The sequence below is a fragment of the Vibrio sp. TAP-3B genome (genome assembly GCF_057784735.1).
On the sequence record NZ_CM173495.1, the window covers coordinates 2789731 to 2813052 of the forward strand.

The 23322-nt window shown below is 45.4% G+C and carries 23 protein-coding genes; 9 read left to right on the forward strand and 14 right to left on the reverse strand.

Annotated elements, in window-relative coordinates; all coding sequences use genetic code 11:
* Positions 1 to 225: 225 nt before the first annotated feature.
* Together AC3D28_RS13255 and argR are read right to left on the reverse strand one after the other, a co-directional pair.
* On the reverse strand, positions 226 to 1194 hold the full coding sequence (locus tag AC3D28_RS13255) for a TAXI family TRAP transporter solute-binding subunit (RefSeq protein ID WP_488535026.1): 969 nt from the start codon (positions 1192 to 1194) through the stop codon (positions 226 to 228).
* Positions 1195 to 1584: 390 nt separating this feature from the next.
* Positions 1585 to 2055, reverse strand: coding sequence for a transcriptional regulator ArgR (argR, locus tag AC3D28_RS13260; RefSeq protein WP_488536091.1), 471 nt, complete (start codon positions 2053 to 2055; stop codon positions 1585 to 1587).
* A 358-nt stretch (positions 2056 to 2413) separates the two neighbouring features.
* On the opposite strand from argR, the gene mdh reads away from it, so the two are divergent.
* Both mdh and AC3D28_RS13270 read left to right on the forward strand, forming a co-directional pair.
* On the forward strand, positions 2414 to 3349 hold the full coding sequence (gene mdh, locus AC3D28_RS13265) for a malate dehydrogenase (protein ID WP_488535027.1): 936 nt from the start codon (positions 2414 to 2416) through the stop codon (positions 3347 to 3349).
* A 142-nt stretch (positions 3350 to 3491) separates the two neighbouring features.
* A complete protein-coding gene (locus tag AC3D28_RS13270; protein ID WP_488536092.1) occupies positions 3492 to 3683 on the forward strand; it encodes a hypothetical protein in 192 nt (63 codons plus the stop codon).
* Between the two features lie 61 nt (positions 3684 to 3744).
* On the opposite strand, the gene ispB is transcribed toward AC3D28_RS13270, so the two are convergent.
* Positions 3745 to 4716: an octaprenyl diphosphate synthase gene (gene ispB, locus AC3D28_RS13275; protein ID WP_143699720.1), complete on the reverse strand. Its 972-nt coding sequence runs from the start codon at positions 4714 to 4716 to the stop codon at positions 3745 to 3747.
* 256 nt (positions 4717 to 4972) lie between these two features.
* Here ispB and rplU point away from each other — a divergent pair, with 256 nt between their 5' ends.
* The 6 genes from rplU to folA all read left to right on the forward strand — a co-directional run bounded on the left by rplU (position 4973) and on the right by folA (position 8867).
* Positions 4973 to 5284, forward strand: a complete 312-nt coding sequence (gene rplU, locus AC3D28_RS13280) for a 50S ribosomal protein L21 (RefSeq protein WP_098416621.1) — start codon at positions 4973 to 4975, stop codon at positions 5282 to 5284.
* Positions 5285 to 5304: 20 nt separating this feature from the next.
* Positions 5305 to 5562: a 50S ribosomal protein L27 gene (gene rpmA / locus AC3D28_RS13285; protein WP_076586054.1), complete on the forward strand. Its 258-nt coding sequence runs from the start codon at positions 5305 to 5307 to the stop codon at positions 5560 to 5562.
* A gap of 212 nt (positions 5563 to 5774) precedes the next feature.
* Positions 5775 to 6953, forward strand: a complete 1179-nt coding sequence (gene cgtA / locus AC3D28_RS13290) for an Obg family GTPase CgtA (protein ID WP_488535028.1) — start codon at positions 5775 to 5777, stop codon at positions 6951 to 6953.
* A gap of 148 nt (positions 6954 to 7101) precedes the next feature.
* Positions 7102 to 7902 (forward strand): threonine/serine exporter family protein, encoded by an 801-nt coding sequence (locus AC3D28_RS13295; RefSeq protein ID WP_488535029.1) that lies wholly within the window; start codon positions 7102 to 7104, stop codon positions 7900 to 7902.
* On the forward strand, positions 7902 to 8375 hold the full coding sequence (locus tag AC3D28_RS13300) for a threonine/serine exporter family protein (RefSeq protein ID WP_488535030.1): 474 nt from the start codon (positions 7902 to 7904) through the stop codon (positions 8373 to 8375). Before AC3D28_RS13295 ends, AC3D28_RS13300 begins: the two co-directional genes overlap by 1 nt.
* 9 nt (positions 8376 to 8384) lie before the next feature.
* Complete coding sequence (folA, locus tag AC3D28_RS13305) at positions 8385 to 8867, forward strand: type 3 dihydrofolate reductase (RefSeq protein WP_488535031.1); 483 nt, start codon at positions 8385 to 8387, stop codon at positions 8865 to 8867.
* A 72-nt stretch (positions 8868 to 8939) separates the two neighbouring features.
* On the opposite strand, the gene apaH is transcribed toward folA, so the two are convergent.
* From apaH to lptD, 6 genes are all read right to left on the reverse strand, one after another.
* Positions 8940 to 9746 (reverse strand): bis(5'-nucleosyl)-tetraphosphatase (symmetrical) ApaH, encoded by an 807-nt coding sequence (apaH, locus tag AC3D28_RS13310; protein WP_488535032.1) that lies wholly within the window; start codon positions 9744 to 9746, stop codon positions 8940 to 8942.
* 16 nt (positions 9747 to 9762) lie between these two features.
* The gene (gene apaG / locus AC3D28_RS13315) at positions 9763 to 10143 is read right to left on the reverse strand and encodes a Co2+/Mg2+ efflux protein ApaG (protein WP_098416615.1); all 381 of its coding nucleotides are present in this window, start codon (positions 10141 to 10143) and stop codon (positions 9763 to 9765) included.
* Positions 10144 to 10205: 62 nt separating this feature from the next.
* The gene (gene rsmA, locus AC3D28_RS13320; RefSeq protein ID WP_488535033.1) at positions 10206 to 11018 is read right to left on the reverse strand and encodes a 16S rRNA (adenine(1518)-N(6)/adenine(1519)-N(6))-dimethyltransferase RsmA; all 813 of its coding nucleotides are present in this window, start codon (positions 11016 to 11018) and stop codon (positions 10206 to 10208) included.
* Positions 11015 to 12013 carry a 4-hydroxythreonine-4-phosphate dehydrogenase PdxA gene (gene pdxA, locus AC3D28_RS13325; RefSeq protein WP_488535034.1) on the reverse strand — a complete coding sequence of 333 codons (999 nt, stop codon included), beginning with the start codon at positions 12011 to 12013 and terminating at the stop codon, positions 11015 to 11017. The genes rsmA and pdxA overlap by 4 nt, the downstream gene beginning before the upstream one ends.
* Positions 12003 to 13286, reverse strand: a complete 1284-nt coding sequence (gene surA, locus AC3D28_RS13330; protein ID WP_488535035.1) for a peptidylprolyl isomerase SurA — start codon at positions 13284 to 13286, stop codon at positions 12003 to 12005. Before surA ends, pdxA begins: the two co-directional genes overlap by 11 nt.
* Before the next feature lie 58 nt (positions 13287 to 13344).
* Positions 13345 to 15690, reverse strand: coding sequence for an LPS assembly protein LptD (lptD, locus tag AC3D28_RS13335; protein WP_488535036.1), 2346 nt, complete (start codon positions 15688 to 15690; stop codon positions 13345 to 13347).
* Between the two features lie 266 nt (positions 15691 to 15956).
* Between lptD and djlA the strand changes: the two genes are divergently transcribed.
* Entirely contained in the window at positions 15957 to 16805 is an 849-nt protein-coding gene (djlA, locus tag AC3D28_RS13340) for a co-chaperone DjlA (RefSeq protein ID WP_098416611.1), read from the forward strand.
* 96 nt (positions 16806 to 16901) lie between these two features.
* Here the strand turns inward: djlA and AC3D28_RS13345 are convergent, their stop codons facing one another.
* The 5 genes from AC3D28_RS13345 to leuA all read right to left on the reverse strand — a co-directional run bounded on the left by AC3D28_RS13345 (position 16902) and on the right by leuA (position 22633).
* Positions 16902 to 17684: a DUF547 domain-containing protein gene (locus AC3D28_RS13345; RefSeq protein WP_488535037.1), complete on the reverse strand. Its 783-nt coding sequence runs from the start codon at positions 17682 to 17684 to the stop codon at positions 16902 to 16904.
* A 130-nt stretch (positions 17685 to 17814) separates the two neighbouring features.
* On the reverse strand, positions 17815 to 18417 hold the full coding sequence (gene leuD, locus AC3D28_RS13350; RefSeq protein WP_098416609.1) for a 3-isopropylmalate dehydratase small subunit: 603 nt from the start codon (positions 18415 to 18417) through the stop codon (positions 17815 to 17817).
* Between the two features lie 11 nt (positions 18418 to 18428).
* Positions 18429 to 19829 carry a 3-isopropylmalate dehydratase large subunit gene (gene leuC, locus AC3D28_RS13355; RefSeq protein WP_098416608.1) on the reverse strand — a complete coding sequence of 467 codons (1401 nt, stop codon included), beginning with the start codon at positions 19827 to 19829 and terminating at the stop codon, positions 18429 to 18431.
* Between the two features lie 81 nt (positions 19830 to 19910).
* Positions 19911 to 21002 carry a 3-isopropylmalate dehydrogenase gene (gene leuB, locus AC3D28_RS13360; RefSeq protein ID WP_488535038.1) on the reverse strand — a complete coding sequence of 364 codons (1092 nt, stop codon included), beginning with the start codon at positions 21000 to 21002 and terminating at the stop codon, positions 19911 to 19913.
* Positions 21003 to 21085: 83 nt separating this feature from the next.
* On the reverse strand, positions 21086 to 22633 hold the full coding sequence (leuA, locus tag AC3D28_RS13365; RefSeq protein ID WP_488535039.1) for a 2-isopropylmalate synthase: 1548 nt from the start codon (positions 22631 to 22633) through the stop codon (positions 21086 to 21088).
* Positions 22634 to 23322: the final 689 nt, after the last annotated feature.

Below are 23322 nucleotides of genomic sequence, written 5' to 3' on the forward strand. Positions count from 1 at the left end.
GTAGTGAACGGAGCGAAGCTTGCTTTCGAGTATTTGCTGCCTGAACTCAAAGTGTTGATTAACGAGAAACTCTGATTGGCGGCGTAAACGTTTTTCTTGGGTATGAGCTCTCAATTCTCAGAGGAAAACTGACGAATGAAAGCGTGCTGCCATAACTGGCTACAAATTGGATGTTAAAACAGGCAGAAAACCATCTGTTTCTGCCTGAATTTGGGGCTGTGGGCGTTACTTAATTAAGCCCATTTCTTTGTAGTACTTTTCCGCACCTGGGTGAAGAGGAATTGAAAGACCCGCTTTCACCATGTCTTCTTTTTTCAGGTTTGCAAATGCCGGGTGTAGGCGTTTGAACGTATCGAAGTTTTCGAATACTGCTTTTGCTACATTGTATGCCACGTCATCTGAAACATCAGCTGTTGTTATCATTGTTGCCGCTACACCAAAGCTGTTTACGTCTTTGTCTGTGCCGCGGTACATGTCTGCAGGTACTGTGCTGAACGCGTAATAAGGGTTATCTGCAACAATTTTATCGATTTTTGCTCCAGTAGCAGAAACTAACTTAGCATCACAAGAGGTGGTTGCCTCTTTAATGGAACCATTCGGGTGACCCACCATGTATATGAACGCGTCAATTTTGTTGTCACAAAGTGCTTGAGAGCGTTCAGATCCTTTTAGTTCTGAAGCAAGTTTAAAGCTGTCGTTGGTCCAGCCCATTGCTTGCATGACAACGCCCATGGTTGCACGGTCACCAGAGCCAGGGTTACCGATGTTTACACGTTTGCCTTTAAGGTCTTCCACGTTCTCAATGCCTGAGTCAGTGCGTGCGATGATGTTGAAAGGTTCTGTATGAAGAGAGAACATGGCACGCAGTCTTTTGTACGGGCCTTGTTCCGCAAACTTACTCGTACCGTTGTAGCCATGGTATTGCCAATCCGATTGCACGATACCAAAATCTAGTTCGCCAGCACGCATAGTATTAACGTTGTAAATGGAGCCGCCAGTCGATTCTACTGAGCAACGGATGTTGTGTTCTTTACGACCTTTATTGACTAACTTACAGATAGCACCACCAGTAGGGTAGTAAACACCTGTAACAGAGCCAGTACCGATAGTAATAAACTCTTGAGCGTTAACTGCGCCTGCACCCATTACAGCTGCGGCGATAGCGCCTACTTTGAGAAGCTTGTTAAATGCCATGAATTTCCCTTCCTTATATTCATTATTTACCCGGAAATAACCATAAATCACTTCTGGAGTTTCCTCTCTGGAAACGGCATCTTTTCCAATCCAATTGTTTGAAAAAGCGAGCGAATCATAACAAAAAATTGGCAGAAAATTATCCATTTGTTAAATGTTATAGTTGATAAGTCTGAAGCTTGCGATGGGGGATAATGTTGGGTTTTTATTTTAATCGTTTTTAAACAGTTACTTAAGTATCGTTGGGGGCAGAAGTGGAAAAAATCAATTGCGTGATGTTAATCACACAAGTGCAGGTTAGATAGTGACCGCCTTAAGCAAAAAATTTACATAATTCATGGGCTACAAAGTGTGATTACTTTCATAGCCCCATAAAAGATATTAACTGGCTTAGCCTGTGTATTCGAACAACTCACAGACAGAGTTGAATAATTGTTCTGTAGTGATTGGCATCGTAGGGGTAATGAAAATGGTATCATCACCAGCCACAACACCGAGAATACCTTCAGATTTACCTAATGAGTCGAGTAAACGAGCGATCAGCTGTGCGGCACCTGGGCCTGTGTGGATAACCACTAATGCTGCGTTATGATCGACGTCTAAAACCAGTTCACGTAGGGAACTGCTTACCGTTGGAACGCCCAATTCTGCTGGCAGGCAATACACCATTTCCATTTTCGCATTACGCGTACGAACAGCACCGAACTTCGTCAGCATACGAGAAACTTTAGATTGGTTAATGCTCTCGAACCCTTGGTGTTTTAGAGCATCAACAATTTCACCTTGTGAGCCAAAGCTTTCTTCTTTTAGCAGGGCTTTAAAGGCGCGGACCAAGTGGTCTTGTTTTTCTGAATTGCGCATAGTCATTATAAGTCTCTTATTACGGGTCAGCAATTTTGCATATTCTCGCATATATATTCATAAAGTGCCAAAAGTCCCGACATTATGTTAGTTATATCACTGTAAATCATGAATGGAATGATACCCTTCAAATATAGTTACAGCTTCTCGTGTTATTCAGCTGAATTTCTTTCCATTTCAACATAATAAAAGAATAATCCAAGTTCCATTTGTCGTACGACATCAGCGAGTTGCGCGAGGTCGCAAAGCTGGCGTTAATTGATTGTAATCAAGTTGTGATTCCGATAGCTTTATTTCAGTTGGTTACAAACTACCCTACGAATACGTTTATAAGAGAAATACTCTCAAGGAGAACTACATGAAAGTAGCCGTTATTGGTGCCGCTGGCGGCATCGGTCAGGCCCTGGCCCTTCTACTTAAGAACCGTCTTCCTGCTGGTTCTGATTTAGCCCTATATGATATTGCTCCAGTAACCCCAGGTGTGGCTGCCGATCTTAGTCACATCCCGACGCCCGTTTCTATCAAAGGTTACGCTGGTGAAGATCCTACTCCTGCACTAGAAGGTGCGGATGTTGTGCTGATTTCTGCCGGTGTTGCGCGTAAGCCTGGTATGGATCGTGCGGATCTATTTAATGTAAATGCGGGCATCGTTAAATCTTTAGCTGAGAAGATTGCGGTTGTTTGTCCGAAAGCCTGTGTGGGTATCATCACTAATCCTGTAAACACAACGGTACCGATCGCCGCTGAAGTGCTAAAAAAAGCGGGCGTTTACGACAAACGTCGTTTGTTTGGTATTACGACACTAGACGTTATCCGTTCAGAAACCTTCGTTGCTGAGCTAAAAGACAAAGATCCAGGTGACATTCGCGTACCTGTTATTGGTGGTCACTCTGGCGTAACGATCCTACCTCTACTGTCTCAAGTGGAAGGTGTGGAGTTTACCGTGGAAGAAGTAGAAGCCTTAACGAAACGTATTCAAAACGCTGGTACTGAAGTGGTAGAAGCGAAAGCGGGTGGTGGTAGTGCAACACTATCTATGGGCCAAGCTGCATGTCGTTTTGGTCTGTCTCTGGTTCGCGCTCTACAAGGTGAAGAAGGCGTGGTTGAATGCGCATACGTTGAAGGCGACGGTGAACATGCGACTTACTTCGCGCAACCTGTGAAACTAGGTAAAGAAGGTGTAGAAGAAGTCTTAAGCTACGGTAAGTTGAGTGACTACGAAAAGTCTGCACTAGACGGTATGCTAGAAACACTTAATGGCGACATAAAGATTGGTGTTGAGTTCGCCAAATAAGCAAAAGTTCGCCAAATAAGCAAAAGTACGCCTAATAAGATATGCGATAAAGAAAGCCGATCAAAATGATCGGTTTTTTTTGATCTTTCGTTTTTCATAATCGTAAAAAGGCTGGTAAGACAACATTGTTAGGGAGAAGATGATGGAAGCAAGTCGAATCCGTAAAGGCATGGTTGTTGAGTGTCAACAAGGAGTAGGGACGATACTGGTTGTGGACTACGAAGCGGAGACTGTTTTGTTGTCGAAACAAGGCTCTGATCAGCAGGTAGCCGTCAGTTTTGATGAAATTGAGGATGACCCACAATTACATGGTAGCTCTTATAGATACTACTAGAGTGATACTGACACAAAAAAGGAAGAGTTACTCTTCCTTTTTTGTTTACTAGGCACACAAGTTATTTTGTGCGTCTTACCGCGACGTGGGCCAAAGTAATCAGTGCTTGTTTGTATTCAGACTCAGGCAGAACATCCAGCTCCGCGATAGCTTTGTCTGCTTCTTCTAACGCTCTCTGCGTTGTGTACTCCAAAGAGCCAGCCTCTTTCATGACCGCAAGAATGTCTTCCAAACGATCCATACCATTGGCTTTTTCAATTGCTTCACGAATCATGAGTGAATTTTCTGGCGTGGTGTTACGCATCGCATGAAGCAAAGGCAGGGTTGGTTTACCTTCCGCTAAATCGTCACCAGCATTTTTGCCCATGTCGTCATCATCAGACGCATAGTCCATCACATCATCAATAAGCTGAAAGGCGGTGCCAAGATACTTACCGTAATTCTGCATCGAGATTTCTACATGTTCTGGTGCACTATTTAAGATTGCGCCAATCTGAGTGGCGGATTCAAATAAGCGTGCCGTCTTTGAGTAGATGACTTGCATGTAACTTTCTTCTGTCGTGTCAGGGTTATTGCAGTTCATTAATTGCTGCACTTCACCTTCTGCGATCACGTTGACGGCGTTGCTCATAAGTTTAAGGATCTTCATTGATCCTAACTCGGTCATCATTTGGAATGAACGAGTATAGATAAAGTCCCCAACGAGTACGCTCGCAGCATTGCCAAAGGCTGCATTTGCTGTTGCTTTACCGCGGCGCATATCTGATTCGTCTACGACATCATCATGCAGCAAAGTTGCTGTATGGATGAACTCAATAAACGCTGCTGCCATTGTATGACCGCTGCCTTGGTAACCAAGTGCGCGGGCAGACAGTATCGCGAGTAGCGGTCTTAAACGCTTGCCTCCACCACTCACGATGTAGAAACCGAGTTGGTTGATTAAAGAGACATCAGAATTTAGTTGGGCTTGAATTGTTTCATTCACTTTTGCCATGTCATCGGCAGTAAGCGCTTGGATAGTTTTAAAATCCATCGTATATCCGGCTGAAGTTAGACCCTGCAAGGCTTATTCGATTTATATAATTGTGGGATAATACACTAAAAAACGTTGATTAATACATTACTAAAGGGCATGATTGCCGCACTTTTGTTTGGCGATTAGCTTTTCGCCAACTTTTTAAAAATATGGCTTGTCATGGGAACGTCTATTCTGTAGAATCTGCGCCCTATTGATGATTAGTTAAGCGCACACCCTCAAGAAAGGCTGTGCGGAAAAAGCGGAGTAAAATATGTACGCTGTTTTCCAATCTGGTGGTAAACAACACCGTGTAAGCGAAGGTCAAACTCTTCGTTTAGAGAAATTAGACGTTGAAACTGGTGCAACTGTAGAATTTGATAAAGTTCTTCTTGTTGCTAACGGCGAAGACATCAAAGTTGGTGCTCCTCTTCTAGAGGGCGGCAAAGTTGTTGCTGAAGTTGTACAACACGGTCGTGGCGATAAAATTAAAGTCGTTAAGTTCCGTCGTCGTAAGCACTCTCGTAAGCAACAAGGTCACCGTCAGTGGTTCACTGAAGTGAAGATCACTGGTATCAACGCTTAATCTATTAGGAGAGTTTAACAATGGCACACAAAAAAGCTGGTGGTTCTACTCGTAACGGCCGCGATTCAGAAAGCAAACGCCTTGGTGTTAAGCGCTTCGGTGGTGAATCTGTACTAGCAGGTAACATCATCGTGCGTCAACGTGGTACTAAATTCCACGCTGGTAACAATGTAGGTATCGGTAAAGACCACACTCTATTCGCTCTTGCTGAAGGCAAAGTGAAGTTCGAAGTGAAAGGTCCTAAGAACCGTAAGTTTGTTAGTATCGAAGCTGAGTAATTAGTATTTAACTAAGTTACTTAATAGCTTTAAGCTGAATTCAAAAGCCCTGCCGAATTGGCGGGGTTTTTTATTTATGGCAGTCGACATATCGAAGTTTCTCGCCTTTCACGGAATTAAGTGTTCGAGTAGGTAGCTTAGATCTGTCATCTGCTAAGATTGTCGGATGACAAGGTAGATTTAATCCACGCACGAAGTAGTCGGAGTAAAAGATGAAGTTCGTAGATGAAGCGGTAGTAAAAGTTCAGGCTGGTGACGGCGGTAGTGGCGTTATAAGTTTCTGGCGTGAAAAATTCATCACTAAAGGTGGTCCTGATGGTGGTGATGGTGGTGATGGTGGTGATGTTTACATCCAAGCTGATGAAAACCTAAATACTTTGATTGATTACCGTTTTCAGCGCTTCTATGAAGCGGAGCGTGGGGAAAACGGTCGTGGCGGAAACTGTACTGGTAAACGGGGTAAAGATATTGTGTTACGCGTTCCAGTCGGTACTCGTGCTGTCGATATCCACACGAATGAAATTGTTGCTGAAGTAGCAGAACACGGCAAGAAAGTGATGATCGCTAAAGGCGGTTGGCACGGTCTTGGGAATACACGTTTCAAGTCTTCAGTAAACCGAGCGCCTCGTCAGAGAACTTTGGGGACGAAAGGTGAAGTGCGTGAAATTCGTCTTGAGCTGCTGCTACTTGCTGACGTTGGTATGTTGGGCTTGCCGAATGCGGGCAAATCGACGTTTATTCGTGCCGTTTCTGCAGCAAAGCCAAAAGTTGCTGATTACCCATTTACAACGCTGATCCCAAGCTTAGGTGTGGTTAGTGTTGTTCCAGAGAAAAGCTTTGTTGTCGCTGATATCCCTGGTTTAATAGAGGGTGCTGCCGATGGTGCTGGTCTAGGTATTCGTTTCTTGAAGCACCTCGAACGTTGCCGTGTATTACTGCATATGATTGATATCATGCCGATAGATCAATCAGATCCGGTAAAGAATGCACTCACGATCATTGATGAGCTAGAGCAGTACAGCGAAAAACTAGCAAGCAAACCACGTTGGTTAGTATTCAACAAAGTTGATCTCATGCCTGAAGAAGAAGCGAATGAGCAGATCCAAGAAATCTTAGACGCGCTAGGCTGGGAAGACGAGTACTTTAAGATTTCGGCACTCACTCGTAAGGGCACTAAAGAGCTCTGCTACAAATTGGCAGACTTTATGGATAACCTTCCTCGTGAAGAAGAAGAAGTTGCTGAAGAAGACAAAGTTAACTTTATGTGGGATGACTACCATAAAGATGCAATGGCAGGCAAAAACGTTATTACCGAAGATGACGATGTTGACGATGATGATGACTGGGATGATGAAGAAGATGACGGTCATGTTGTCTATGTTCGTGACTAATCGTTACCATAAAATAATGCCTGTTTGGATATAATTCATTAAGCCGCAATAGATATTGCGGCTTTTTTTGTATCTAATCATAATTCGATGGTGTGATTTACGGCACAATTATGGGTAATGTAGACCCTAAAAGGAATTAGACGTATCTATGACTCTAGAAATCATACAGGCAGAAGAGTTGGCGGTGTCAAATCAACGATCCATTTCTCGCCTTGTGGCACAAGCCGGACAAATGCTCTTGGCGCATGGTGCCGAAAGTACACTGGTCAGCGATATTATGCGTCGTATTGGCTTGGCTTGTGGCGTTAATGAAGTGGCAGTCGCTTTGTCAGCGAATGCTTTAGTCGTTACGACTGTAATGGATGATCACTGCATTACGACCACGCGAAGTTGTGCCGACCGCGGCATAAATATGCGCGTTATTACTCAAATTCAGCGTATTTGCATTATGATGGAGCGTGGATTATTGGACGCATCGATGGCGCAGAAAAAACTCAACACTATCAGTCCGGAGCGCTATAACCGCTGGTTGGTCGTATTCATGATTGGATTATCATGTGCCGCATTCAGTCATTTAGCTGGTGGCGATTGGGGCGTGTTCATCATGACTTTCTTCGCGTCTGCTGGCGGAATGGTTGTTCGTCAGGAGATCGGCCATCGTCATTTCAATCCTTTGCTCAACTTTGCAGCGACTGCGTTTGTCACCACCTTAATTTCGGCACAAGCGGTGATTTATGAAATTGGTAATTTACCTACCGTGGCGATGGCATCTTCAGTCTTGATGCTGGTTCCTGGCTTTCCATTAATCAACGCAGTCGCGGACATGCTCAAAGGACACATTAACATGGGCATAGCACGTTTTGTCATGGCCAGCTTACTGACGTTGGCGACGTGTTTGGGCATCGTTGCTGCGATGAGTGTTACTGGAATTTGGGGGTGGGCAATCTAATGAGCTTGTTTGATTTGATGCTTGGCCTGTTGAATGACATGCTTTTTGCTGCGATTCCCGCGGTTGGATTTGCACTGGTTTTTAACGTGCCACAAAGAGCTTTAGTGTATTGCGCTGTTGGCGGCGCGGTTGGGCACGGCAGCCGTTATTTGATGATGCAGTTTGGTATTCCTATTGAGTGGGCGACCTTTTTTGCCGCGACGCTAGTTGGAATGATCGGCGTGTATTGGTCTCATCGCTTCCTTGCACACCCAAAAGTCTTTACCGTCGCAGCATTGATCCCAATGGTGCCTGGTGTTTTTGCTTACAAAGCGATGATAGCGATGGTTGAAATAAACCACCTAGGTTACTCTCCAGAGCTTGTCGCGACTTGCATGGAAAATTTTCTTAAAGCCATGTTTATTATTGCAGGTTTAGCTGTTGGTCTTGCTGTTCCAGGGCTGTTATTCTATCGCCGCAGACCTATTGTATAAGGACCTAACATGATCATTAGTATGATTGCCGCGATGGCCGACAATCGCATCATTGGCAAAGACAATCAAATGCCTTGGCATCTTCCAGCCGATTTCGCTTGGTTTAAGCGTTGTACCATGGGAAAACCGGTTGTGATGGGATGCAAAACCTATGAGTCTATTGGTCGCCCTTTACCTGGTCGCTTGAATATTGTTATCAGCCGTGATGAGACACTGAAGATCGAAGGCGTTACTACCGTCACATCGATTGAGCAAGCTCTGGAAGTGGCTGGTGACGTGGAAGAAGTGATGATCATTGGTGGGGGGGCGATTTACGCAGCTTGTTTGCCGATGGCCAATAAACTGTATGTAACACACATTGAAGCAGCTATTGATGGTGATACTCAGTTCCCTGACTGGGGAGATAAGTTTAAGGAAACCTACTCAGAAACGTATCAAGCGGATGAGAAGAATGCCTACAGCATGCGTTTTACTGTGTTAGAAAAGCAATAGTCAGAAAAATCATCGGATATAACAAAAAAGCACCGCGAATACGGTGCTTTTGTTTATCGAAAGGGCTCATTATTAATTTAGTGCTTCTTGAGTAAAGATTTTCTTATCTTCCCAACGGATCATGGTCAGGTTTCCGCCCCACACACAACCTGTATCTAAACCTATGATCTCATCATCTATATGACCTTGTAGCGCAGCCCAATGACCAAATAGCACCGCTTTATTTAAGTGAATTCGCTGAGGTACATCAAACCATGGGATCAGCTCGTTATCCGAAACCTGTTGCGGTGGTAACTTGCATTCCATGTCTAAACGGCCGTCTAGATAACAGAAACGCATCCGTGTAAAGGTATTGATGATGTAGCGGTATCTATCCAGCCCCTGCAGAGAATGATCCCAATAATTAGGTTGGTTGCTGTACATGTTCTTAAGTAGCCAAGGCAAGTTACTGCTTTGGATTATCTTTTCGACTTCACGTGCACATTCTCGAGCGGTTATTAAGTCCCACTGAGGAGAAATGCCAGCGTGACACATCACAAAGTCATCATGCTCAGCTAAAAGCGGTTGCCGAGCTAACCAAGCCAGTAATTCTTCCTTGTCCGGTGCGGAGAAAATAGGCGCTGTTTTGTCTTTGTCTTTGAGTTTTTTAAACCCATGAGCCACGGAGAGTAGGTGCAGATCATGGTTACCGAGAACGACTTGAGCACTGTCGCCTAATGCTTTGACGAAACGTAAAGTTTCAAGTGACTTTGGGCCTCTAGCGACCAGATCGCCAGCGAGCCAAAGTTGGTCGTTTTTCGCGGAGAAAGATACTTGTTTTAACAGTTGCTGCAGTTCATCAAAGCAACCTTGGATGTCACCAACAATATAAGTAGCCACTGATTCTCCAATCTTATTAATTTAATACGTTTGGAACAGCCATACGAAACGGTTCAATTTCGGTGATGAACTCTTGCCCTTGTTCATCCAGCATTTTGTAGTGTCCTTGCATCACCCCGACGGGGGTTTCTAGCGCTGTTCCGCTGCTGTAAGTGTATTCATCATTGCCTGGGATAAAGGGTTGCTGGCCCACCACACCTTCACCTTCTACGGTCATTTGTTTACCGTTAGAGTCTGAGATCAGCCAGTGACGGCTAACCAGTTGTACGGTTTGCTGACTGAGGTTTTTGATGGTGATGATGTAAGCGAAAACGTAGCGTTGTAGCTCAGGGTTGGACTGTTCTTTAATATATTTGGTGTGAACTTGAATTTTGATACAAGGTTGAATGACGTCCATGTGCACTCCTCGATAAACTAAGCAATAAGCCAAGCCGGAGGGGGTTGGCTTATTATTATGAGTTACTTTTGTTGCGGGTTGTCCGCGAGCCAGTTCGCCATAGCGACGAATTGTTGCAGTGTCAGGTTCTCTGGACGCATACTTGGGTTGATGCCCAGTTCTTCTAACACTTCTGTGCTTAATAGGGATTTATAGCAGTTGCGAATCGTCTTACGACGTTGGTTAAAGCCTTCTCGGCAAACGCGATCTAACAAACGTAGATCTTTTGCAGGGTATGGCAGTTCCTCGTATGGGACTAGGCGCACAACCGCTGAGTCCACTTTCGGTGGCGGTATGAATGCCGTCGGTGGCACTTCCAGAACGGGCACGACTTTACAATAGTACTGAGCCATGACCGTTAGACGACCGTAAGTTTTGCTACCAGGGCCTGCTGCTAAGCGGTTAACCACTTCTTTTTGAAGCATAAAGTGCATATCTTGAATGTCTTTATGGAATTCAAATAAGTGGAACATCAACGGCGTGGAGATGTTGTATGGCAAGTTACCGAAAATACGTAGCTTATTATTTGGCTGTACCAGTTGAGTGAAGTCAAAATGCATAGCATCGCCTTCATGAATGGTCAGCTTGTCTGCCAGTTCTGGATTATTGCGTAGACGTTCAGCTAGATCGCGGTCTAGTTCAATAACGGTGAACTTGTCAACTTCACGACCAACTGGTTCGGTAATTGCACCAAGTCCAGGGCCGATCTCAACCAAGTTCTGACCTGGTCTAGGGTTAATTGCTGATACGATACCATCAATAATGTATGGATCGCTCAGGAAGTTTTGACCAAAACGTTTACGCGCTTTGTGTCCTAAATGGACATCATTTCTCATTGTTTCTTCTCTACCAATTCTATCGCATGCGTGAGCGCTGTTCGGAAACTTCCTGTATCCGCTTGACCTGTCCCTGCAAGATCTAATGCAGTACCATGATCTACCGATGTTCTAATAAAAGGTAGACCAAGAGTAATGTTAACGGAGCGACCAAAGCCTTTGTATTTTAATACGGGCAAAACTTGGTCGTGGTACATGCCTAATACAGCATCAGCATCGTTTAAATACTTTTCATTGAAAATGGTATCTGCCGGCAACGGGCCGATCAGGTTGAACCCTTTTTCTTGTCGAATTTTGACCAGTGTCGGAGTGATGGTTGTGATCTCTTCATGACCTAAACAGCCATCTTCGCCTGCATGGGGGTTTAGCCCGCAAACGTAGATGTTTGGTTGCGCGATGGCAAACTTTTCTACGAGGTCGTTATGAAGAATCTCAATGATTTTTTCTAATCGCTGTTCTGTGACGGCTTTTGACACATATGCCAAAGGGATATGCGTAGTAACAAGCGCGACACGCAGTCCTTCTGTCGCTAGCATCATCACAACTAACGGCGTTTTAGACTTTTCGGCAAAGAATTCAGTATGACCACTGAACGCAACGCCGGCGCGATTAATCACCCCCTTGTGCACAGGACCGGTGACAATAGCATCAAATTCATCATTCATACAGCCCAAAGCGGCTCTTTCTAGCGTTTTTAGCACATAGTGGCCGTTGGCTTCATTGAGTTGTCCCGCAACAGTATCTTCTGCTATCTGAACATGATCAACGATAAGTGTGCCCGCTTTCTGTGCTTTCGGTTCTTCTTCTGCATTGTAATCAGAGAATTGAACATCGATACCCAGTATTTTGGCACGTTCCATGAGCATGTTTTTATCTGCACAGACGACAATTTGGTGTGCCCAGTCTTCCTTAGATAGAGCAAGCACTAAGTCGGGGCCGATTCCCGCAGGTTCGCCTGCGGTCACGACAATTCTTCGAATTGAATTAGTTGTCATTGTTGTCATCCACGATTTCAACAAACGCACTGGCGCGTAACTCCTGTACCCATGCTCCGGCTTCTTCATTAAATTTACGGTTAAAGAGCATACGGTAGGCCTTATTTTTCATCGCCGAGTTGGTTCGGTCGACTTGACGGCGGTCCAACACTTCAACGATATGCCAGCCGTGAACGGTTTTGAACGGTTCACTGATTGTGCCTTCCGGCAACGTTTCTACTTGATGCTTAAATTCTGGCACATAAAGATCAGGCGTTTGGTAACCAAGCTCTCCATCTTGCGCTGCTGAGCCTGGGTCTTGGCTGTACTGAGAGGCAAGTTGAGCAAAGGTTGCTTCACCTGCGTTGAGGCGACGTACAAATTCGTTTAACTGCTTCTTCGCCCCTTCATCACTTAAAATGACCGTTGGCTTGATCAAAATGTGGCGAGCGTTGACTTCGGTGACTGCTACCGTTTCCAAACCTTTCACATCGTCAATTTTTAGGATATGGAAGCCGACACCGCTGCGGAATGGACCGATGATGCTGCCTTTATTCTGCATGTTGATTTGGTCGGCAAAGATGGTTGGCATCTCTTCCTTACGCATCCAGCCCCAGTCGCCACCTTGCAGTGCTTTTGGGCCTTTCGAGTAGGTATACGCCATTTCAGTAAAATCCGCACCTTCATTGAGCTTTTTCGCGAGCGCTTTTGCTTCTGCTTCTACAGCAGATTTTTCTTTGTCGTCAGAGAAGCGCAGCTGAATATGGGCTATTTTGTATTGAACCGTTGCATTGGTTTCTTTTGACAGTTGTTCAGCAAGGTTATCTACTTCAGCTGGCAGAATATTAATGCGGCGACGCACAAGTGCATTACGCGCTTCTGATGCAGCGATTTCCTTGCGAATTTGTTCGCGAAATTCCGGGTAACTTAATCCTTCTGCTTCAACGGAAGCCGCTAACTGTTCTACCGATTGTTTATTGTTACGTGCGATTTCTGCAATCGCTTGGTTTAAACGGCTATCATCGATACGTACACCGATACGATCGGCCTCTTGGCCTTGTAGTGTGTCAATGATCAGCTTCTCGACCACTTGCTCTTTCAACACACTTGCGGAGGGGAGGCTGTTACCATTTTGGCGAGCGTTGGCTTGCAGTGTTTTCATCGCCGTGTTGATGTCGCTTTGTAGAATCACGCCGTCATTAACGATGACCGCTACCTTATCGAGCTCGACGGGGGCTGCAACCGCTCCGCAAGAGAGTAGGGTCGTGAATAAGATTGATTTCCAAATTTTCATTTAAAATTCCGTAGTATTTTTGAAGAAGTATCCTATTAACTTAAGACGCTTAATTCGGTTAATTGTTCAGATAGAATGGGCGGCCATATTTAATCGCGTTGTCGGAGCCATCCAATTCTTTGACTGCAGTGCCTTCACGTTGATTCGTGGCAAAGCCTTGAATACCGAAGTTAACACTGAAGTTGTTTTCGTATTCAGGTGATGCACCATTACTGCCGATGGTTTGGTTTTCCCAGCCTAACAGTTGGTTAGCGTAGGTAACACCGAGGTACCAACAGTCGGACTGGTAACGCAGGCTAGCGAGCCATTCCAAATCGGTGTTTTCATTTAGGTCGTAGTAGTATTGACCGCTTGCTGACCATGTAGGATTGAATTCGTAGGCCGCTACAATACCTGCTTGGGAAATACCTTTACGAGTGATTGTGTCGAGGTTTTCGAGAATGATCGTATCTTCGATGTACTCACGCGTGACGTAACGATAATTACCTTGAATAAAGCCATCATTAAATTGATATTCTAAGGTGCTGTTTGCCAGCTGGACCGAGCTCAAGTCAATGTCGTATTGAATGCCACCATGATAGAACAGGTAATCGTTATAGTTGAAGTCTGCTTCAACTGCCCACGAAGAGTAGTTGGTTGTCTCATCCGGTTGGTTAGGGCTGTTGCTCAGTTTGGTCTTTTTATCAAAGTAGTAAATCTGACCAAATGAGACATTAAGACGCTCTTTATAGTCATCATCAAAGAAGCGGGTACTCGCACCGTAACTCAACTGGTTCGCAGAGGCTATTTTATCGATACCACTGTACTTACGACTGCGGAATAGTCCGTAGTAGTCGGTTTGTAGCAAGGTAGTATCGTAGTTATAGATGTTGGTTTGATCTTCTTCAGGTACATACAAATACTGCAGTTGAGGCTCCAGTGTTTGGGTGTAGCCCTTGACCCAACTCGTATCTCGTTCTAAGTAAAGTTGCGCATGGGTGCGGAACTCAGGAATCACACGAGAAACTTCGTCATCCAATTGGCTTTGTAAGTTTACATCCGTTAGCCCTGTCAAGTCTTGAGAGTAGTATGTGGAAAGTACACGCGCTTCGGTCGTCCAGTTTGCCCATGAGCTGGAAAGTGGCAGTGTTAATCCCGGTTCAATATGAACCCGAGTGGCATTGGGTCTTGCTGCATCGCTGGTACTAAAGCGACTGACTTGGCTGCTCACGTCAAAGTTAAGGTAGTCTCTCCACAATGGCGTGTTGTAGTTTAAGTCCAATTGCGGAAGCAGGCGATAAGGGCGGTTTTCTTCTTTCAGTAGGATTTGGAAGTCACGTACTGTTAAAGAGGCGTTCCAAAAATCAGAGCGGTATTGTACTTGGCCTTCTTGAACGAGTTGGCCATCCTCACGGTTACCAATATCAGAATCTAGATCGAGAAAATAGTCAATATCACTCACTTTTGAGTAATTAACTTTGGCTATCCAGTGCTTGTTGATGATGCCGTTGTGTTTGACTTGATAGCCCCAACGAGACTCGTCTTGGTATTTTCTATCGCTATTGAGGTATTCGCCTTTGACTTCACCGTTACCCCAGCCATTGGTTAGATAGCGGAAATCAGAGTCGAGTTTTGTCCCACGTTGCTGCATGTAGAGCGTGGTCAAGGTCATGTCATATTGAGGCGCGATGTTCCAATAAAATGGCACCTCAATTTCCATACCGTCGCTTGAACCGTAAGACAAAGATGGGAAGAGAACGCCGGTTTTACGCGTGTCACCAATGGGCATGGTCAGGTAAGGCATGTAGAAAATAGGCACGTCTAACACTTCAAATCGAGAGTGGTAAAGCGTCGCCGTTTCTTCGTCTTGATCAACGTCGATACTCGAAGCGACTAAACGCCACGAATTATCGCCTTGAGGACAAGACGTGATGGACCCATCTTCGAGCTCGTAAATGGATTGACCTGTGCGAGCTATGTAAGCTGCTGTTCCTCGGCCTTGTTGGCAAAGGAATTGATAATTGGTGTTCTCAAGTGAAAACGTGTTTTGATTGATGTCATTAGTAACACGATCAGAGCGAGCGTTGACTTGGCCGTCGTTGAAGGTCACGTTGCCTTCTGCCACAACGACGTTGTCTTGCTGGTGCAGCGTTACGCTATCTGCGGAGATTTTTTTCTTGCCTTGGGTGACTTGTACGTTACCTGAGTACTGAGCTTTGTCACCATTGATGGCTTGCAGGGTGTCAGCTTCTACCACTACTGGGGCATTAAGAGCATCCTCCTCGCCACTTGTGTCGACCAAACATTGATCTGTGGCGGGCATTTCCTGCACACTATCATGGATATTTGCTTCAGCCTGAGTGATGGGTACAAACAAGGCGGTGCTGATAGAGGCCGCTAAGAATGTGCGGGAGAAATGTTGCATTGAATTGAGCTTTCCTGTGTCACTACTACTTGATGGCTATAGGGATTGTTGTACCCTAGCGTAATAGCCAAATGAATCAACTATAGTCGCATTTATCCCAGCGTATTGATTCACTGTGGCATAATGACGATAAAATAGCTGCAAAGATAAGCAGGCGAAATGGCCTAGCCGAAATAAAACTAATTCCATTATCATAAAGGAAATCGTGGCATCCGGCACTATAAGACCGCCGTCGTCGATAAAAATTCATTGATAGAGAACACATAATGCATATTTTTGGCAAAATTCTGGGTGCCTTTTTTGGCTTGTTACTTGGTGGACCGCTTGGTTTGCTGTTTGGTTTATTTATCGGTCATCAATTTGATAAAGCACGTCGCTTGAGCCAAGCAGGGTTCTCTACTGGTGGCTTTGGCAAAGGACCAAGTCAAGGACAGCGTCAGGAAGAGTTTTTTAAATCGGCATTTGCTGTGATGGGACATGTGGCAAAAGCCAAAGGGCAAGTGACGAAGGAAGAAATCCAGCTTGCCTCGGCCATGATGGACCGAATGAAATTGCATGGCGCGCAGCGGCTTGCGGCGCAAGATGCTTTTCGCGAAGGTAAAGACAGTGACTTCCCGCTGGAGGATATTCTTGTTCGAGTGAAAATCTCGACAGCAGGCCGCTTTGATTTGCTGCAATTTTTCTTGGAGCTGCAAATCTCCGCTGCCTTTGCTGATGGCTCGATTCACCCAAGTGAGAGAAACGTACTACACAAGATTGCACGTAGCTTGGGCTTTTCATCCGAACAATTAGAACGTCGCTTACAAATGCAAGAAGCGGCATTTCGTTTTCAGCATCAAGGCGGCTTTCAAGGTCAGTACCAATCTTCTGGAGCTGGTTGGCAACAGGCGTCACAAGCGGATCAACTGGCCGATGCGTACAAAATTTTGGACGTGTCGTCGGATGCCGACAGTAAAACCGTTAAGCGTGCTTACCGTAAGTTGATGAATGAACATCACCCAGATAAGTTGATGGCGAAAGGTCTACCGCCAGAAATGATGAACGTGGCGAAGGAAAAATCACAAGAAATTCAAAATGCTTACGATCTGATTAAAAAGGTCAAAGGCTTTAAGTAACCCCGCGATTTCTATTAAAATTGAAAAGGGCACTTGATGCCCTTTTGGGCTTTGGGTTAGGGTGACCCAAAGCGCTTTGAACTGTCAATCTTGAGATTAGTCGGCGTGATTTAAGTCCCAGTCGTAATCGTATTTTACTTGACCTGAAAAGCCTTTATATTGTGGTGCATATTGAGTTATGTGGTTAAACACTTGCTGATCTCCACCAAAATCTTCCGCAAACCAATCGTAAATTGAAGAGAGTTGTGCGGTATTGCCTTGGATCGATACACCTTTGTTACTGTTGATAAAGGTAGTCGCAGCGTTATCTAGCAGGGCCTGTGTGTTTTGTGCGGTGAACGCCTGTTTTAGCAGGTTTGGGCAGCCTAAGCTGGCACAATTCACGGCATAATGGGTTCTAGGATCTTGCCAGATCGGTCGCAAAATCCGATGCTCGATATCATTTAAAGTCAGCTCCTGCCCGTTTACCACAACCACATCATCTCCCCAAGGACCAAAACTAAATAAGCCGCCCAGTTTGGTGATTGATTCGACTGGGTAGTTATCCAAAATAAGATCCACCGTGATGGCGTTGTAAAGGTTGACCCAATAGGCGTATTGCTCTGCTTGGTTGTACTGCAAAGGATCGAGTTTCGCTAGTCGTTGAATGTACTGCTTTAACTTCGCTTTGTCAGAAGCCGTGACTTTGCTGTAGCGAAATAAAGTGTCTTCGTCTTGCTCTATCAAATAGTCATCGAGCAACTGTTGCCATTCTTGGTGAGAAATCTGGGTTGGATTGGCTTGATTCGATTGTTTCCAATATGGCCACAAATCAGACTTAGGTGCAGCAAACGTAGCGAAAGAGGCTAGGGCGCACAGCAACAATAACAGACGCTTCATAGAGATACCTTTGGGTTAAACCGTGTTGATAGTGTAGACCTGTTTTACTTCAGCTTTTCTGAGGTAATGAAAATACAAGAAAAAGGTTGGCGCTTGCCAACCTTTTACTGCGTGTCTATTGGCGTATGAATCAGCGTAGAAAGCTTGGAATATTTGCTTCGTACTCTGCAATCTTGTCTTCGTACTGCAGGGTTAGGCCGATGTTATCTAGACCATTCAACAAACAGTGACGACGGAATTCATCAATTTCAAAGCTGTACTCTTTGCCGTTTGCACGTACTTTATTCGCTTCTAAATCGACTTCTACTTCCGCGCCTTCATTCGTCTGAACGTATTGGAAAAGCTCATCCACTTCTTGCTCGGTTAGACGAACGGGTACCATTTGGTTGTTGATTGAGTTGCCATAGAAAATGTCCGCAAAGCTTGGTGCGATCATTGCCTTGATACCATAATCTGCCAGCGCCCATGGTGCGTGCTCACGAGAAGAGCCACAGCCAAAGTTTTCACGCGCTAACAAGATAGAAGCACCTTGGTAGCGGGGAGCGTTCATTATAAAATCTGGGTTTGGTTGTTTGCCAGCATCATCAAGGAAGCGCCAGTCATGGAACAGGTGCTTACCAAAACCCAGGCGAGAAACTTTTTGTAGAAATTGCTTTGGAATGATGGCATCGGTATCGACGTTGGCGGCATCTAAAGGTACAACCAAACCAGTGTGTTGCTTAAAACCTGTCATGATTGTTCTCCTTAGTCCAATTCACGAATATCAACAAAGTGACCAGCGATCGCGGCTGCGGCTGCCATGGCAGGACTCACTAAGTGGGTGCGGCCATCACGGCCTTGGCGGCCTTCAAAGTTACGGTTTGAAGTCGACGCGCAGCGCTCATGAGGACCTAAACGGTCGTTGTTCATCGCTAGGCACATTGAACAACCCGGTAAACGCCATTCGAAGCCCGCTTCTTTAAAGATAACGTCCAATCCTTCGGCTTCTGCTTGTGCTTTCACTTGCTCTGAACCTGGAACGATCAGCGCCTGAACGTTCGGGGCCACTTTACGTCCTTTTGCTACCTCTGCAGCAGCGCGTATGTCTTCAATACGTGAGTTAGTACATGAACCAACGAAGACTTTATCAACGGGGTAATCAGCTAAAGACTTACCGGCTTCTAAACCCATGTAAGCCAATGCTTTGACCGCTGATGCTTTCTCAACGGGGTCGGCAAAGCTTTCTGGGGCTGGGATTGATTGATCAACCGCGATGACTTGACCTGGATTAGTGCCCCAAGTCACTTGCGGTTTGATGTCTGCTGCGTTTAGGGTTACGACCGCATCAAACTGGGCATCATCATCAGTTTTTAGTGTCTTCCAATATTCTACTGCAGCATCAAAATCGGTCCCTTGCGGTGAGAACTTACGGCCTTTGATGTATTCGAAGGTCGTGTCATCTGGCGCAATCAAACCGGCTTTAGCGCCCAGTTCAATTGCCATGTTACATACGGTCATGCGGCCTTCCATCGAAAGATCGGTAATCGCTTCACCGCAGAACTCAACCACATAGCCAGTACCGCCAGCCGCCGTGGTTTTGCCGATGACCGCTAACACGATATCTTTTGCAGTAATGCCAGGGGCGACTTTGCCTTTTACCTCGATCTTCATCGTTTTCGCGCGCGCTTGTTTTAACGTTTGAGTCGCCAACACGTGCTCAACTTCAGACGTACCAATGCCGAAAGCTAGCGAGCCAAATGCACCGTGTGTGGCGGTGTGTGAGTCACCACAAACAATGGTCATGCCCGGTAGGGTAATACCAAGCTCAGGCCCCATGACGTGCACAATGCCTTGGTATTTATGGTTGATGTCGTAGAGCGTGACACCAAACTCTTCACAGTTTTTCGAGAGCGTTTCCATCTGGATACGCGCCATCTCACCGGATGCGTTGATGTCTTTCGTTGTGGTTGAAACGTTGTGGTCCATGGTGGCAAAAGTTTTGCTGACCTGACGCACTTTACGTCCTTTTTCACGCAAACCATCAAATGCCTGTGGAGACGTCACTTCATGTACCAAGTGACGGTCGATGTACAAGATGGGGGTTTCCCCTTTTGCTGCGACGGCAACGTGTGCGTCGTAGACTTTTTGATACAGTGTTTTGCCCATTGCTTCCTTTCCTCGTCGTCCTTGTTATCACAACGGTGTTGCGGATGGTGAACGACCATTATATTTATAAATTCAGTCTGTTTATGAGTTCAAAATGTACTCAGCAATCTTATCGCCCATTTCTGAAGTGGTCAGTGCTGGATTGTCGCCTGCAAGGTCGCCTGTTAGCTCGCCAGCTGAAAGTGCTTTCGATACCGCTGCTTCAATGTCTTGTGCTGCGGCTTCTTCGCCAAGGCTATAACGTAGCATCAGTGCTGCTGATAGGATTTGCGCGACAGGATTGGCGATGCTCTTGCCTGCAATATCTGGCGCGCTGCCGCCTGCTGGCTCGTACAGACCGAACTTACTTTCGTTAAGGCTTGCTGAAGGCAGCATACCCATAGAGCCTGTGATCATTGCGCACTCATCAGAAATGATGTCGCCGAAGATGTTCGAACACAACATCACGTCAAACTGTGCAGGGTCTTTTATTAGCTGCATGGTTGCGTTGTCGATGTACATGTGTGATAGCTCAATGTCAGGGTAATCTTTCGCGATCTCTTCGACCACTTCACGCCATAGGATTGAGCTTTGTAGAACGTTTGCTTTGTCGATAGAGCAAACTTTTTTACGACGCAGACGTGCGGATTCAAAGGCGATTTTCGCGATGCGCTCGATTTCAAAGCGGTGGTACACTTCAGTATCAAACGCTTTTTCTGTTGCACCTTCGCCTTCACGACCTTTTGGTTGGCCGAAATAGATACCGCCAGTGAGTTCGCGTACCACGGCGATGTCAAACCCCTGAGCTGAGATGTCAGCCCGTAATGGTGAGAATGCCTCTAGACCTGCGTGGATTTGCGCAGGACGTAAGTTACAGAAAAGCTGGAAATGTTTACGCAGAGGAAGCAGGGCTCCTCGCTCTGGCTGATCGTTTGGTGGCAAGTGTTCCCATTTCGGGCCGCCAACTGAACCAAATAGAACCGCATCAGACTCTTCACATGCATTGAGGGTACTTTCAGGAAGTGGGCTACCGTGATTGTCGATAGCAATGCCACCCACATCGTGCTCATCACGCTCAAACGAAATCCCGTGTTTTTTCTCGATGGCATTCAGCACTTTGTGTGCTTGTGTCATTACTTCCGGGCCAATACCGTCACCAGGTAAAACGGCAATTTTGTATGATTGGTCTGTCATGTTAGTCCTTTAATGTTCAAATTTTTGAGCTTAATTATTTTAAACGAGCGTATTCACCCTTGAGCCATGACGCTCAGCTTTTACTATACGGTCGCGATTCTCTTTTTCTTCATTTCTTCAATCTTGTCTGCACGATGAATGCTGTTGATGACATGCAACAACGCTTGACCAGACGCTTCAACAATGTCGGTAGACACGCCCGTACCGTGGTATTTACGACCTTTGTAGTTGGCAATGATGTCAGCTTGACCCAAACCATCTTCGCCTTCACCTTTCGCGGTTAGATCGAATTTATCTAGCACGATTTCGTAACCAGTCACACGGTAGATACATTGGTATAACGCATCAACCGGACCATTACCGACGGCCGCTTCACACATTTCTTCATCGCCGCATTGCATCTTGATGCTGGTGGTGGCCATTACGCTGCCCGATTGCACGCTTAGGTAGTTCAGTTTGTAGAAGTCATCCTCTTCCCGCAAATTAGAGAAGTGCATTAGGGCTTCGAGATCGTAATCAAATACTTGACCTTTGCGATCGGCAAGCTTCAAGAAGTCAGCGTACAGCGCGTCTAGGTTGTACTCGTCTTCGTTGTAACCCATGGTGTCCATGTGACTCTTCACTGCAGCTCGACCACTGCGGCTGGTTAAGTTTAGGGCTTGGTTCTTAAGACCTATCGACTCAGGTGTCATGATTTCGTAGGTGCTCTTGTTTTTCAGCATGCCATCTTGGTGAATCCCCGAAGAGTGACTAAAGGCATTGGCGCCCACTATCGCTTTGTTGCTTTGGATTGGCGTATTGCACAGTTGACTCACCAACTTACTGGTGCGATGGATTTCATCATGCTTGAGACCAGTGTGAACGCCCAAGAACTCTTGACGCGTTTTGATGATCATTGCGATCTCTTCAAGAGAACAGTTACCGGCTCTCTCACCAATGCCATTGATGGTGCCTTCTATCTGACGTGCACCAGCTTGGACGGCGGCGATGGAGTTGGCCACTGACATGCCTAAGTCGTCGTGACAGTGAACAGAAATGATCGCTTTGTCGATATTGGGTACGCGATTGAAAAGAGTTTGAATGATGGCACCGAACTCAGCCGGGATGGTATAACCAACTGTATCTGGAATGTTGATGGTGCTCGCACCTGCATTGATGGCGGCTTCTACCATGCGGCATAAGTTATCGATTGGCGTGCGGCCAGCATCTTCACAAGAAAATTCGACATCATCGGTGTAGTTACGCGCATGTTTAACGGCGTTGACGGCCATTTCAACCACATCGTCATAACTGCGGCGTAGTTTGTCTTCGACATGGATGGTGGAAGTGGCTAAAAAAGTGTGGATACGGAATTGGTCGGCAACTTTTAATGCTTCAGCGGCGGCATCGATATCTTTCGCAACGGCACGCGAAAGGGCACAAATACGGCTGTTTTTGATATTTTTTGCAATAGTTTGTACTGACTCAAAATCGCCAGGAGAGGAGATAGGGAAGCCAGCCTCAATAACATCAACGCCGAGCCTTTCCAGCGCATAGGCAATCTGCAGTTTTTCTTTCACCGTTAAACTTGCTGACAACGCTTGCTCGCCATCACGCAATGTGGTGTCGAATATAATGACCTGATCGTTCATGTTTGCTTCCTTCCTGATTTCTGCACTTTCGTGCAAGTTAATCGTTTACTTCCAGTATTTAGATATAAAAAAACCCGCATTCTCATGCGGGTTCTTAGAAATTGGTGTGGTTATTTTTCTTCCACAGCCTACCCGCGCGAACTGGTCACGATCAGGAGGAGGCTAAGCAGAATAGAAAAATGAGCTGACATAGTTGTTAAGCTTTCCACAAAATTAAGTTAACGAATTAGTACCGCACTCTATGGAACGCGTCAACCCTAAAGTCGATTTTTTATTCAATTAGAGAGCTGCATTTTTATTCTATCGTGGTCATTTCCCAGCGATGTACATTGATTGAATATTTTACTGTGACGTGCGAGCTTTGATCAGAGTTATAGTTGAGACCTTTTAGTACGGGCATGATCAATAAGTCATGTAAATGCGTCTTGATTATAATTACCTGTCTCATTAATTTGCCAAATGTCTCCTTGCTGGGGGCTTTTTATCTGTTTTATAGTTTTTTATTTTTTTATCAACTCATTGTTATAAATAAACTAAATGTCTGTCTGGCTAAAATTTACTGATTAAATATCAATTTAGTTGCGAAACCGTAATTGATTAATGGATAGTAGGGTTAGGAATGGAATTATCCGTACGAAAAATATAATAAATTTAGGTTATCTATTCGTGGTAAATGATTCGAATCCGGC